Here is a 13,898-nt window from a genome sequence, read left to right on the forward strand (position 1 = left end):
GCCGGATAAAAAGCTGGCTGCCAATCTAGCACTGTCGGGCCCCCGCGTCACAGCGCAGGGGCGAGAAGCATGATCCGGCGGGAATTATCGGCAGCCAGTGATTCAGGTGCGCTGGTAGATATCGGGGTGGTAGATCTCCATCAGGCTGCCGGGGCTGGCGGGCGGCACGAAGCCGAAACCGGCGTAGAGGCCGTGGGCGTCGGAGGTGGCGAGGGAGAGGCGACGCAATCCCTGCAACTCTGGATGGTCGAGCATGGCCGCCACCAACGCCTTGCTGTAGCCGCGGCCGCGATGCTCAGGCAGGACAAATACGTCGGCCAGATAGCCGAAGGTGGCCTTGTCTGTGATGACCCGGGCGAAGGCGACCTGCTGAGCGCCGAGGTAGCCGCCAAAGCAGAGCGAATGGTTGATGGCCCGCTGCAGGGTGGCAAGGGGAATGCCGCGACACCAGTAGGCCTCTTCAGACAAGAAGCGGTGGATCAGCGGCACGTCGAGCCGTCCCTTGTCGGCGCTGATTTCAAGCGCAAGTTCTGTGGTCTGCATCCTGGCTCCTTGCCGCGATAAAAAAAGAAAGGCCCCTCGTGGGGCCTTCCAGTCTAACCGTATTGCGACGTTCAACAACAGCGGCCCTGTGTCAGGCCAGCTTGAAGGCCTGGATATGAGTATCCAGGGTCTGGCTGTGGCGCTCCACCAGTTCGGAGGCCTCCTGCAGCTCCCGCAGCACCACGACGGAGCCCTCCACCACCTGCTTGACCTGCTCCAGGTTGCCGCTCATCTCCTCGGCCACCGAGCTCTGCTGCTCGGAGGCGGCGGCGATCTGGCGGTTCATGTCGGCCACCCCCTGCACCCGCTGCACTATGGTGGCGAGCTGGTCACCGGCCTGGGTCACCTGCTCCACCCCCTTGTCGGCCTGCTGCACGCTCTGGGCCATCAGTTCGGCGGCCTGGCGGGCGTTGCCCTGCAGCTGCTCGATCATCTTCTGGATCTCGACGGTGGCGGCCTGGGCCCGGTTGGCCAGTTCGCGCACCTCGGAGGCGACCACCGCGAAGCCGCGGCCGGCCTCGCCGGCGCGGGCGGCTTCGATGGCGGCGTTCAGCGCCAGCAGGTTGGTCTGCTCCGAGATGCCGCGAATGGTATCCACGACGGAGCCGATCTGCTCGACCCCCTGTTCCACCTGATTGACCACGGTGGAGGAGCGCTGAATGTTGCCGGAGAGGGTATCTATGGTGTTGACGGTGGCGGCCACGCAGCGGCTGCCCTCCTCGGCCAGCAGGCTGGTTTCGGCGGTGGCGTGGGAGGCCTGCTCGGCATGGGCGGCCACCTCGCGAATGGCGCCCACCATCTGGCTCATGGCGCTGGCCAGCTGTTCAATCTGGGTGAACTCCTCGCTGATGGCCTCGTTGGCCTCTTCCATGCAAAGGGTGACCTGGGAGGCGATGTCGTTGAGCTCCTTGCAGGCGACGCGCTGGGTGCCAAACACCTCCTTGAGATTCTCCTGGGAGTGGGCCACCGCCTTGGCGATGTCACCGAACTCGTCACGGGACTTGAGCAGTACCCGGTGGCTCAGATCCTTGCGGGCGAAGCGCTCCAGCAGGCCCACCAGATAGTGCACCTGCTTGACCATCAGGCGCGAGCCGGTCAGCAGCAGCACCACGAACAGCAGCCCCATGATGGCGGTCTCCATCAACCCGGTCCAGAGCAGGCTGTTGGCGATAGTGTCCGCCTTGTCGGGCGCGATGCCTTCGTTGAGCAGGGTGGTTTCCAGATTGCTGGCGTCGAACCAGAGCTTGACCAGCAGCAGCACAGTACTGAACACCATGAGCAGTACCACTTTGGGTACCAGCCGGATATTGCTCATTCGCCTCTCCAGCGGGTTTAACTGCATAATATTTCTCCTTTTAATGACCGGTTTTCCTTTGTCCTCAGGACTATCGGCATTATCTTCCTTTTTATTAATTCGCACCGTGCCTAAAGTGGGAAAATGTATGCGACATCACTTAACTCATCTGCGCGCCATGGATCTGCTGATGGCGTTTCTGTCGGTGATCTCGGTTTTGCTGGTCACGGCCCGCTGGTGGGGACATGCCCAGCTCACCCCCCAGACCCTGCAGCTGTTCTATGACGTCGACAGCCTGATCTGCTACTTCTTCCTCGCCCACTTCGCCTATGGCTGGGCCCGGGCCTCCGACCGGATGGCCTTCTTCAAGGCCAACTGGTTCTATCTGCCGGGCAGCCTGCCGATGGTGGAGCAGCTGCGCTGGGCACGGCTCATTCAGCTGTGGCGGGTCTACCGGCTACTGCGGGATCAACCGGATCTGCTGGCCATGTTTCGCCGCGAGCGCAACGAGACCACCCTCTCCGGCATTCTGTTCCTGTTCTTCCTGCTGCTGGGGGTCGGTTCCGGGGTCATGTATCTGATCGAATCGGGCCAGCCCGGCAGCCAGATCCAGACCCCCTACGATGCGTTCTGGTGGACGCTGGTGACCCTGTCGACCGTGGGGTACGGCGATCTGGTGCCCAAGACGGAGCAAGGGCGTTTCGTCGCCAGCCTGCTGATCCTGTTCGGGGTCGGCCTGTTCGGCGCCATCAGCGGTTTCATGGCCAGCCTGTTTCTGCAGCCGGGGCGGGGGGACGGCGAGCTGGAGAAGTGGCGCCATCACCAGAGTGCGCAGCAGGATCTGTTGTTGCAGGAGCTGCGTGCCCTGCGGGATGAGGTGAAGGCACTGAAACAGAAATAGGCAGCGGCGTCCGGAATGGTCGCGTCGCGGCGCAGACAAGTTGCGAGCCAGCTCTCAGCTCGGGGGGCGCCACTTTTCTTTGCTTGTCCTTTGACCCGCAGGCGGCTTAACATTCGCCAGTCACCTAACCAAACGAAGAGAACCGATCGACCATGCGCGCCCTTCTCGGGATCCTGATCTGCTTGTGTGCCCAACAGGCACTGGCCGATACCCGTTATGTTTCAGACAACATCTTTACCTTTATTCACAATGGTCCGGGTACCCAGTACCGGATCCTTGGCAGCGTCAAGGCGGGTGAGCCGCTGGACGTCAAGGCAGTGAACAACGAAGCCGGTTTCACCCAGGTGGTGGATGGTCGTGGCCGTGAAGGCTGGATCAAAAGCAGCGAGCTGCAGGGCGAGATCAGCCTGCGCGAACGGCTGCCCCAGGTGCAAAAAGAGCTGGAAGAGGCCAAGGCCCGCCTGCTGAACCTCAACGGTGACAACGAGAAACGCTTCACCGAGAAGGATGGCAAGATCGCCGAGCAGAGCAAGGAGATCGCCAGCCTGAAGGCTCAGCTGGCCAGCCAGAGCGAGGAGATGGGCAACCTCAAAGAGCAGAACGACGCCCTGACCCAGAGCTACGACAACCAGGAGCACGACATGCAGATGGACTGGTTCATCCGCGGTGGTGCCATGGTGGGTGGCGGCATCCTGCTCGGCATCCTGTTGCCCATGCTGCCCCGTCGTCGCAGCCGCGGCGATCGCTGGATGAACTGACAACGGCTGTCGGAAGCAGAGTGAAGGGTCGCCATGGCGACCCTTCTTTTTTGCCTTGATAAAAATTGTATACAAAATAAGGCGATGAATTTTACCTAGTTAGCATATGGCACCGATATAGTGCGCCATATGAGCCAATCAGCGATCTTTGTTAATAACAGGCAACAATTTCATTTCATCTATGGGTCGATATTGTATACATTATCGGCGTTTCGGCGGCACGGCCGCCTTCGTCGATATCAGCCCTAGGGCGTACAGGAAGACCCCATATGTTCAAAGCTACCCAAGTGCTTGCCGCTGACTATGTTCCCTCCGATCTGGCCGCCCTGCGCGAAGCCATCACCCAGAACTACGTGGTGGATGAAAATGCCTATCTGGCCGAGCTGTCGGCCATGCTGCCGGGGGACGGCGCCTCGCTGGAGCGGGTGACCCAGCGTGCCCGCACCCTGGTGACCAAGGTGCGCAAGGAGAGCGGCTCTGGCGACGGCATCGACGCCTTCTTGCAGGAGTACAGCCTGGATACCCAGGAGGGGATCATTCTGATGTGCCTGGCGGAGGCGCTGCTGCGCATTCCCGATGCCGAGACTGCCGATGCCCTGATCAAGGACAAGCTCTCCGGCGCCAACTGGTCGTCCCATTTTCGCAAGAGCGACTCCACCCTGGTGAACGCCTCCACCTGGGGGCTGATGCTGACCGGCAAGATCATCAAGCTGGACAAGAAGCTGGACGGCAACCCGGCCAACCTGCTGGGCCGCATGGTCAACAAGCTGGGGGAGCCGGTGGTGCGCTCCGCCATGTACGCCGCCATGAAGATCATGGGCAAGCAGTTCGTGCTGGGGCGCGACATGAAGGAAGCCCTCAAGGCGAGCCGCAAGTCCCGCGAGAAGGGTTACACCCATACCTACGACATGCTGGGGGAGTCCGCCCTGACCCTGGCCGATGCCGACAAGTATTTCGGTGACTACCAGCGCGCCATCGAGGCGGTGGGCAACGAGCGCATCAGCGACGGCGGCCCGGCCCCCTCCATCTCCATCAAGCTGTCGGCGCTGCATCCGCGCTATGACGTGGCCAACCGCGAGCGGGTGCTCGGCGAGATGTGCGAGCGGCTGGTGGGACTGGTGCGCCTCGCCCGCGACAAGGACGTGGCCATCAGCATCGACGCCGAAGAGATGGACCGCCTCGAGCTCTCCCTCGATCTGTTCGAGCAGCTCTATCGCTCCGACGCCAACCGCGGCTGGGGCAAGCTCGGCATGGTGGTGCAGGCCTACTCCAAGCGCGCTCTGCCGGTGCTCTGCTGGCTGACCGGGCTGGCTCGCGAGCAGGGGGACCTGATCCCGGTGCGGCTGGTGAAGGGCGCCTACTGGGACAGCGAGCTGAAATACGCCCAGCAGGCCGGCCTGCCCGGCTACCCGCTGTTTACCCGCAAGGCGGGCACCGACATCTCCTACCTCGCCTGCGCCCGCTACCTGCTGAGCGAGCCGACCCGCGGCTTCATCTCGCCCCAGTTTGCCACCCACAACGCCAACACCGTGGTCAGCATTCTGGAGATGGCCGGCGATCGCCAGTTCGAGTTTCAGCGCCTGCACGGCATGGGGGAGGAGCTGCACAACGCCGTACTGAACGAACATCCCGGCCTGCACTGCCGCATCTATGCGCCGGTGGGTGCCCACAAGGATCTGCTGCCCTACCTGGTGCGCCGTCTGCTGGAAAACGGGGCCAACACCTCCTTCGTCCACAAGCTGGTGGATCCCAACACCCCGGTCGACTCCCTGGCCGAGCACCCGCTGCGCACCCTCAAGCGTTACTCCAGCCTGGCCAACGATCGCATTCCGCAGCCGGTGAACCTGTTCAGCGACCGCAAGAACTCCAGCGGCGTCAACATGAACATTGTCTCCATCCAGCGCCCCTTCTTCGCCAAGCTGAAGGAGCTGGAGAGCAAGCAGTGGCTGGCGGGCCCCATCGTCGATGGCGAGACCCTCAAGCGCAATGAGGCCCGCGTGGTGCTGAGCCCGCAGGATGTGAGCCAGCTAGTGGGCAAGATCCACTGGGCCGACGAGCAGGCGGTGGAGCAGGCGCTGGCCTCGGCCCATGCCGCCTTCCCGCGCTGGCGCGAGACCCCGGTGAGCGAGCGTGCCGCCGCCCTTGAGAAACTGGCGGATCTGCTGGAAGCGAACCGCGAGCAGTTCATCTCCCTCTGTACCCGCGAGGCGGGCAAGCTGCTGCAGGACGGCATCGACGAGGTGCGCGAGGCGGTGGACTTCTGCCGCTACTACGCGGTGCAGGCCCGCGGCCTGATGGGGCAGGCGACCCTGCTGCCCGGTTACACCGGCGAGATGAACGAGCTGTTCCTGCAGGGGCGCGGCGTCTTTGTCTGCATCAGCCCGTGGAACTTCCCGTTGGCGATTTTCCTCGGCCAAATCGCCGCGGCGCTGGCCACCGGCAACACCGTCATCGCCAAACCGGCGGAGCAGACCGGTCTCATCGCCCATCTGGCGGTGACTCTGGCCCATCAGGCCGGCATTCCCGGCGACGTGCTGCAACTGCTGCCCGGTGACGGCGCCACCGTCGGTGCCAAGTTGACGGCGGATGCCCGCATCGGCGGCGTCTGCTTCACCGGCTCCACCGAGACCGCCAAGCTCATCAACATGACTCTGGCCCAGCGCGATGGCGCCATCCTGCCGCTCATCGCCGAGACCGGCGGTCAGAATGCCATGATCGTCGACTCCACCGCCCTGCCGGAGCAGGTGGTGCGCGACGTGGTGAGCGCCGCCTTCCAGAGCGCCGGCCAGCGCTGCTCCGCCCTGCGGGTGCTCTACCTGCAGGAAGAGATCGCGCCGCGGGTGCTGGAGATCCTGACCGGTGCCCTGCAGGAGCTCAAAGTGGGCAACCCGGCCGAGCACAACACAGACGTCGGCCCGGTCATCGACGCCGAGGCCAAGGCCGGGCTGGATGCGCACCTGGTGCACATGATCCCGCGTGCCCGCCTGATCGCCCAGGCGCCGATGCCGGCCGTGACCCTGGGGGGCCACTTCGTGCAGCCGACCGCGCTGGAGATCGGCTCCATCCGCGAGCTGACCCGCGAGCAGTTCGGCCCCATCCTGCACGTGGTGCGCTACGCCGCCCGGGATCTGGACAAGGTGATCAGCGACATCAACGGCACCGGTTACGGCCTGACGCTGGGGATCCACAGCCGCAACGAATCCCATGCCGAGGAGCTGGCGAGCCGCATCAACGTGGGCAACGTCTACATCAACCGCAACCAGATCGGCGCCATGGTCGGGGTGCAGCCGTTCGGCGGACAGGGCCTCTCCGGCACCGGTCCCAAGGCGGGCGGCCCTCATTACCTTAGCCGTTTCATTACCGAGAAGACCCGCACCATCAACACCACGGCGGTGGGCGGCAACGCCTCCCTGCTGGCGATGGGCGACGCCTGATCGACCGTGACCAACATCAGGCCGCCTGCGGGCGGCCTTTTTCATGGGCGTTCTCATGAGCATTGAAAAGCCGCCATCTTGGGGTCGCCACCCGGCTTGCCGCGTCTTAATATGGTGGCTGGTTGTCGCTTTCATCCGTCACCGCCGCCCAGCCCCGGGCGCGCATTCCGACCGACGTCACAACAAAGAGTGCTGCATTTATGCCATTAACCGAACAGGCCCGCTGGTTCGTGCTGGGGGGCGATCACCTCGTCCTGCTGGATGACCAGGGGCGCATTCCACAAGGCCCCCGTGCCTGTCTGCCCAGCCATTTGCAGCATGCCGCCTTTGAGCGCTTTGACGAGTGGGACGGGCTGCCCTGCCTGCTGCTGGATCTGGGGGAGGCGGCCGACACCGCGACCCTGACTCCCCTGCGCCAGCTGATGGTGGCCGGGGATGAAACGGGCTTTCAGCTGGCCGGCCGCGCCTGGCAACTCGCCACCTTTCGCCGCACCCACCGCTTCTGCGGCGAGTGCGGCGCCCCCATGAGCCCGAAGGCGGGGGAGTGGGCGCAAGGGTGCCGCCATGGCCACCTGGTCTATCCGCGCATCTCCCCCTGCATCATAGTGGCGGTGCGCAAGGGGGCCGCCATCTTGCTGGCGGCCCACCGCCGTCACTATCAGGCCGAGGATCCCATGTATACCGTGCTGGCCGGCTTCGTGGAGGCGGGGGAGAACCTCGAGCAGTGCGTGGCGCGGGAGGTGTTCGAGGAGAGCGGCATCCGGGTGACCAACGTGCGTTATGTGGCGAGCCAGCCCTGGCCGTTTCCCCACAGCCTGATGATGGGCTTCACCGCCGATTATGAGAGTGGCGAGATCCGGGTGCAGGACGAAGAGCTGGTGGCCGCCGATTTCTTCGAGGCCGACGGGCTGCCAAGGCTGCCGCCCCACGGCACCATAGCGCGGCGGCTGATCGAGCTCAGCCTCGGCGAGCAGGCCTGAGGGATGCAAAGAGGGGCGCTTGTTTGCGCCCCTTCACATCTTTGCACTCCAACGGCGGCGGCAGGCGTTTGAGCCGCCCCCCGCCGCGCACAAAGTGGTATCATATCCGCCATTTTATGCTGGATATGACTCAGGAACTGGGATGAAAGAGCTGAAGAACGATCGTTACCTGCGTGCCCTGCTGCGCCAGGAAGTGGACATGACCCCGGTATGGATGATGCGCCAGGCTGGCCGCTATCTGCCGGAATACAAGGCCACGCGCGCCCAGGCGGGGGATTTCATGTCCCTGTGCCGCAACGCCGAGCTGGCTTGTGAAGTCACCCTGCAGCCGCTGCGCCGCTATCCACTCGATGCCGCCATCCTCTTCTCCGACATCCTCACCGTGCCCGATGCCATGGGGCTGGGTCTCTACTTCGAGCAGGGTGAAGGCCCGCGCTTCGAGCGTCCGATCACCTCCATGGCCGACGTGCAGGCGCTGCCGGTGCCGGATCCGGAAGATGAACTCGGCTACGTGATGAATGCGGTGCGCACCATCCGCCGCGAGCTCAAGGGCGAAGTGCCGCTCATCGGCTTCTCCGGCAGCCCCTGGACCCTGGCCACCTACATGGTGGAGGGGGGCAGCTCCAAGGCGTTCACCAAGATCAAGCAGATGATGTATGCAGAGCCCATGACCCTGCACCTGCTGCTCGACAAGCTGGCCGACAGCGTGATTGCTTATCTGAACGCCCAGATCAAGGCGGGTGCCCAGGCGGTCATGGTGTTCGACACCTGGGGCGGCGTGCTCACCCCGCGCGATTACCGCGACTTCTCCCTGCAGTACATGCACAAGATTGTCGATGGCCTGATCCGCGAGCACGATGGTCGCCGCGTGCCGGTCACCCTGTTCACCAAGAACGGCGGCCAGTGGCTGGAGCAGATCGCCGCCACCGGTTGCGATGCACTGGGTCTGGACTGGACCACTGACATCGCCGACGCCAAGCGCCGGGTCGGCGACAAGGTGGCGCTGCAGGGCAACATGGACCCCTCCATGCTCTACGCCAGCCCGGCTCGCATCCGTGAAGAGGTCGCCTCCATCCTGGCCGGTTTCGGCCACGGCAACGGCCACGTCTTCAACCTGGGGCACGGCATCCATCAGGATGTGAACCCGGAACATGCCGGCGTGTTCGTCAACGCGGTACACGAGCTGTCCGCCCAGTACCACGGCCGCTGAGCGCCGCCGACAGCACAGTGACCAACGGGGCCTGCGGGCCCCGTTTTGCTGTCTGCGGCGGGGGCTGCATCCTGACCACCGCTCGGGTTACACTGCAACCCGGTAGCGGGCGGTCGACGGCAGGCGGGCACGGCAAGGTGCACCCGGGCCTGACGCCCCAAGGTCATGGCTGGAGGCAGGATGAGCAACAGGTTGTTGGATTGGGGTATCGACCTTGGCGGTACCAAGTGCGAATGCGTGGTACTGGAAGGGGACGAGGTGCTGCTGCGCCATCGCATTCCCACCGAGCGTGCCGGCGGTTATGACCACATGATCGGCCAGATCGCCAAACTGGTGGCAGAGTGCGCCGACAAGATCGGTCAGCGGCCGACGCTTATCGGCATGGGGACGCCGGGGGCGCGGGATCCGCAAACCGGCCTGATGAAGAACTGCAACACCACCGAGCTCAACGGCAAGCCGTTCAAGGAAGATCTGGAGCGCCGGCTCGGCGTGCCGGTGCTGATCGCCAACGACGCTAACTGCTTCGCGCTGGCGGAAACCCATCTGGGGGCGGTGCGCCAGCACCACCCTGATGCCAAGGTAGTGTTCGGCATCATCATGGGCACCGGAGTGGGCTCCGGCATCGTCATCAACGGTCGCATCCTCAACGGTCACCACGGCATCGCTGGCGAGTGGGGCCACAACGTGCTCTCGCCCGACGGCCCCGAGTGCTACTGCGGCAAGCGCGGCTGCGTCGAGACCTTCATCAGCGGCCCGGCGCTGGAGGCCTGGTACGAGGCCAAGGCCAAGCGTCACCTCCCACTGGCCAAGATAGTGGCGGCGACGGCTCACGATCACGTGGCCAAGCTCACCATCGACCGGCTGCATCTGCTGTTTGGCCAGGCGCTCGCCAACGTGGTCAACATCCTGGATCCGGATGTGATCGTCATCGGCGGCGGGGTCGGCAACGTGCAGAGCCTGTACAGCGTGGGACGGGAGACTATTTTGCCCTTCCTCTTTAATCCCCGCTTCGCCACCCCCATTATTGCTCCAGCCCTGGGGGACAGCGCCGGGGTATTCGGGGCGGCACTGCTGGCCCGCGGTGAATTTCAGGATGCCCTGCTGTCGTGAGTCAGCCATCCGCTTGTCCCTTTGTCCATGCTGAGGACCCGGAATTTTCATGATCAAGATTGCCATCAACGGGTACGGGCGGATCGGCCGCAACGTGCTGCGGGCCCTCTACGAGAGCGGCCGCGACAAGAACATCAAGATAGTGGCCATCAACGAGCTGGCCGCCCCCGAAGCCATGGTGCACCTGACCCGCTTCGACACCAGCCACGGTCGCTTCCACCATCCGGTGCAGCTGGCCGGCAACAGCATGCTGGTGGGGGAGGATCTCATCTCCCTGTTTGCCGAGCGGGATCCGTCGCGCTTGCCGTGGCGGGCGCTGGGGGTGGACGTGGTGCTGGACTGTACCGGGGTGTTCGGCTCGCGGGCCGATGCCGAGCTGCATCTGGCGGCGGGGGCGGGCAAGGTGTTGTTCTCCCATCCGGCCGAGGCGGACGTGGACGCCACCATCGTCTACGGGGTCAACCATCAGGTGCTGACCGGGCGCGAGCGGATCGTCTCCAACGCCTCCTGTACCACCAACTGCGTGGTCCCTGTCATCGAAACATTGCATCGAGAATTCGAGATAAATTGTGGTACTATTACGACAATTCATTCGGCCATGCATGATCAGCAAGTCATCGATGCCTACCACAGCGACTTGCGTCGAACCCGCGCTGCCAGCCAGTCCATCATCCCGGTGGATACCAAGCTGGCCAAGGGGTTGGAGCGGATCCTCCCCCACTTCGCCGGCAAGTTCGAGGCGATCGCGGTGCGGGTACCGACCATCAATGTAACGGCAATGGATCTCAGTATTACTGTTCGTAAAAAAGTGACGGTTACTGACGTAAATCAAGCCCTGCAACGGGCATCCAGAGGTACATTAAGCGGTATTCTGGATTACACGGAAGAGCCACTGGTCTCCGTAGACTTTAATCATGATGCTCACTCCTGCATCATTGATGGTACCCAGACCCGGGTCAGCGATGCCAACCTCGTCAAGATGTTGATGTGGTGTGATAACGAATGGGGCTTCGCCAACCGCATGCTGGATACCACCCGGGCCATGATGGCCGCAGGCTGAGAGCCTGCACCGGGCGCAAGGTTACTGTTTTTAACATTACCTGAAAATATAGAGGACTGAATATGTCTGTTATCAAGATGACTGACCTGGATCTGGCGGGCAAACGCGTTCTGATCCGTGCTGACCTGAACGTGCCGGTAAAAGACGGCAAGGTCACCTCCGATGCACGTATCGTGGCGACTCTGCCGACCATCAAGCTGGCTCTAGAAAAGGGCGCCAAGCTGATGATCACCTCCCACCTGGGTCGTCCGACCGAGGGTGAATACAACGAAGAATTCTCCCTGGCTCCGGTTGTCAACTATCTGAAAGACGCACTGTCCTGCCCGGTTCGTCTGGCCAAAGACTACCTGGATGGCGTAGAAGTCGCCGCCGGTGAGCTGGTTGTGCTGGAAAACTGCCGCTTCAACAAAGGCGAGAAGAAGAACACCGAAGAGCTGGCCAAAAAATACGCCGCCCTGTGTGACGTCTTTGTAATGGATGCGTTCGGTACTGCTCACCGCGCCGAAGGTTCCACCTACGGTGTGGCCCAGTTCGCACCGGTCGCCTGTGCCGGCCCGCTGCTGGCGGGTGAACTGGAAGCCCTGGGCAAAGCCATGCTGAAGCCCGAGCGCCCGATGGTTGCCATCGTGGGCGGCTCCAAGGTCTCCACCAAGCTGACCGTACTGGAATCCCTCTCCAAGATCGCTGACCAGCTGGTGGTCGGTGGTGGTATCGCCAACACCTTCATCGCTGCTGCCGGTCACAACGTCGGCAAATCCCTGTGCGAGCACGACCTGATCGACACCGCCAAGAAACTGGCTGCCGAAACCAACATCCCGGTGACCACCGACGTAGTTGTCGGTGCCGAGTTCTCCGAGTCCACCCCGGCCACCATCAAGTCCGTCGCTGACGTGACCGACGGCGACATGATCTTCGACATCGGCCCGGATTCCGCCAAGGCCTTGGCCGACATCATCATGAACGCCAAGACCATCCTGTGGAACGGCCCGGTCGGCGTGTTCGAGTTCGACCAGTTCGCTGAAGGCACCAAGGTGATCGCCGAAGCCATCGCTGCTTCTCCGGCCTTCTCCATCGCTGGCGGTGGTGACACCCTGGCTGCCATCGACAAGTTCGGCATCGCCGACAAGGTCTCCTACATCTCCACCGGCGGCGGCGCCTTCCTGGAGTTCGTGGAAGGCAAGGTACTGCCGGCTGTTGCGATTCTGGAACAGCGCGCCAAAGCCTAATTGACCCGAGACGGGGGGCAAAAGCCTCCCGTTTCGTTTATCATGTGCCCGCTGTGCCGGTTCATGATGAACCCCCCATTTTTTATTAACGGCATACGAGAACAGGACGATTAAACATGTCTAAGAAAATTTTCGACTTCGTAAAACCCGGCGTGATCACTGGTGATGACGTTCAGAAAGTGTTCGCCATCGCGAAAGAGAACGGCTTCGCTCTGCCGGCCGTCAACTGCGTCGGTACCGACTCCGTCAACGCCGTACTGGAAGCTGCCGCCAAGGTGAAAGCACCGGTTATCGTTCAGTTCTCCAACGGTGGTGCCGTGTTCACCGCCGGTAAGGGTCTGAAACTGGAAGGCCAGCAAGCTGCCATCATCGGTGCCATCTCCGGTGCCAAGCACGTTCACGCCGTTGCCGAAGCCTACGGTGTACCGGTCATCCTGCACACCGACCACGCCGCCAAGAAGCTGCTGCCGTGGATCGACGGTCTGCTGGACGCGGGCGAGAAGCACTTTGCCGAAACCGGCAAGCCGCTGTTCTCCTCCCACATGCTGGATCTGTCCGAAGAGTCTCTGGAAGAGAACATCGACATCTGCTGCGAGTACCTGACCCGCATGGCCAAGATGAACATGACTCTGGAGCTGGAACTGGGTTGCACCGGTGGCGAAGAAGATGGTGTCGACAACAGCCACATGGACCAGTCCGCCCTGTACACCCAGCCGGAAGACGTGGCCTACGCCTACGAGCGTCTGTCCAAGATCAGCCCGCGTTTCACCATCGCTGCCTCCTTCGGCAACGTACACGGTGTTTACAAGCCGGGTAACGTCAAGCTGACTCCGTCCATCCTGGACGCTTCCCAGAAGTACGTTTCCGAGAAGTTCGGCATCCCTGCCAAGTCTCTGGACTTCGTATTCCACGGTGGTTCAGGTTCCACTCTGGAAGAGATCCGCGAATCCATCTCCTACGGCGTGGTGAAGATGAACATCGACACCGACACCCAGTGGGCGACCTGGGAAGGCATTCTGGGCTTCTACAAGAAGAACGAAGCCTACCTGCAAGGTCAGCTGGGCAACCCGGAAGGCGCCGACAAGCCGAACAAGAAGTTCTACGATCCGCGTGTATGGCTGCGTGCCGGCCAGACTACCATGATCGCTCGTCTGGAGAAGGCGTTCTCCGACCTGAACGCCATCGACGTACTGTAATTCGTTACGGTAGTTTGATTGCATGAAAAGGCGCCCTGCGGGGCGCCTTTTGCATTGCAGCATGGCGGGGTCGCCAGTGGACGTGAACAAGGTGCCTTTCGAGGCACCTTTTGCATTTCTGTGATCCCTGCGGGCTGGATTGGCGGCGAGTGGCTGAGTATTATCGATGACAGGCCGTTTATTTTA

11 protein-coding genes are annotated in these 13,898 nt (G+C 62.7%); 9 read left to right on the top strand and 2 right to left on the bottom strand.

Annotated elements, in window-relative coordinates:
- Window positions 1–102 precede the first annotated feature (102 nt).
- The gene (locus tag PG900_RS19100) at window positions 103–543 is read right to left on the bottom strand and encodes a GNAT family N-acetyltransferase (RefSeq protein ID WP_029305142.1); all 441 of its coding nucleotides are present in this window, start codon (window positions 541–543) and stop codon (window positions 103–105) included.
- A gap of 91 nt (window positions 544–634) precedes the next feature.
- On the bottom strand, window positions 635–1,885 hold the full coding sequence (locus PG900_RS19105; RefSeq protein WP_042064136.1) for a methyl-accepting chemotaxis protein: 1,251 nt from the start codon (window positions 1,883–1,885) through the stop codon (window positions 635–637).
- 31 nt (window positions 1,886–1,916) lie between these two features.
- On the opposite strand from PG900_RS19105, the gene PG900_RS19110 reads away from it, so the two are divergent.
- The 9 genes from PG900_RS19110 to fbaA all read left to right on the top strand — a co-directional run bounded on the left by PG900_RS19110 (window position 1,917) and on the right by fbaA (window position 13,712).
- The gene (locus tag PG900_RS19110; protein ID WP_039214669.1) at window positions 1,917–2,738 is read left to right on the top strand and encodes a potassium channel family protein; all 822 of its coding nucleotides are present in this window, start codon (window positions 1,917–1,919) and stop codon (window positions 2,736–2,738) included.
- A 152-nt stretch (window positions 2,739–2,890) separates the two neighbouring features.
- Window positions 2,891–3,496 (top strand): TIGR04211 family SH3 domain-containing protein, encoded by a 606-nt coding sequence (locus PG900_RS19115; RefSeq protein WP_011704726.1) that lies wholly within the window; start codon window positions 2,891–2,893, stop codon window positions 3,494–3,496.
- 269 nt (window positions 3,497–3,765) lie between these two features.
- Complete coding sequence (gene putA, locus PG900_RS19120; RefSeq protein ID WP_270801978.1) at window positions 3,766–6,930, top strand: bifunctional proline dehydrogenase/L-glutamate gamma-semialdehyde dehydrogenase PutA; 3,165 nt, start codon at window positions 3,766–3,768, stop codon at window positions 6,928–6,930.
- A gap of 200 nt (window positions 6,931–7,130) precedes the next feature.
- Window positions 7,131–7,910, top strand: coding sequence for an NAD(+) diphosphatase (gene nudC / locus PG900_RS19125; protein WP_269384753.1), 780 nt, complete (start codon window positions 7,131–7,133; stop codon window positions 7,908–7,910).
- A 142-nt stretch (window positions 7,911–8,052) separates the two neighbouring features.
- Entirely contained in the window at window positions 8,053–9,120 is a 1,068-nt protein-coding gene (gene hemE, locus PG900_RS19130; RefSeq protein WP_024943205.1) for a uroporphyrinogen decarboxylase, read from the top strand.
- A 180-nt stretch (window positions 9,121–9,300) separates the two neighbouring features.
- Window positions 9,301–10,230 (top strand): ROK family protein, encoded by a 930-nt coding sequence (locus PG900_RS19135; protein ID WP_103827897.1) that lies wholly within the window; start codon window positions 9,301–9,303, stop codon window positions 10,228–10,230.
- A 49-nt stretch (window positions 10,231–10,279) separates the two neighbouring features.
- Window positions 10,280–11,290 (top strand): erythrose-4-phosphate dehydrogenase, encoded by a 1,011-nt coding sequence (gene epd / locus PG900_RS19140; RefSeq protein ID WP_010635047.1) that lies wholly within the window; start codon window positions 10,280–10,282, stop codon window positions 11,288–11,290.
- Window positions 11,291–11,352: 62 nt separating this feature from the next.
- Window positions 11,353–12,516 (top strand): phosphoglycerate kinase, encoded by a 1,164-nt coding sequence (locus PG900_RS19145; protein ID WP_011704731.1) that lies wholly within the window; start codon window positions 11,353–11,355, stop codon window positions 12,514–12,516.
- Between the two features lie 116 nt (window positions 12,517–12,632).
- On the top strand, window positions 12,633–13,712 hold the full coding sequence (gene fbaA / locus PG900_RS19150) for a class II fructose-bisphosphate aldolase (RefSeq protein ID WP_011704732.1): 1,080 nt from the start codon (window positions 12,633–12,635) through the stop codon (window positions 13,710–13,712).
- Window positions 13,713–13,898 lie beyond the last annotated feature (186 nt).

It is taken from the genome of Aeromonas sp. QDB03 (assembly GCF_027707985.1).
Taxonomy (GTDB): domain Bacteria; phylum Pseudomonadota; class Gammaproteobacteria; order Enterobacterales; family Aeromonadaceae; genus Aeromonas; species Aeromonas hydrophila.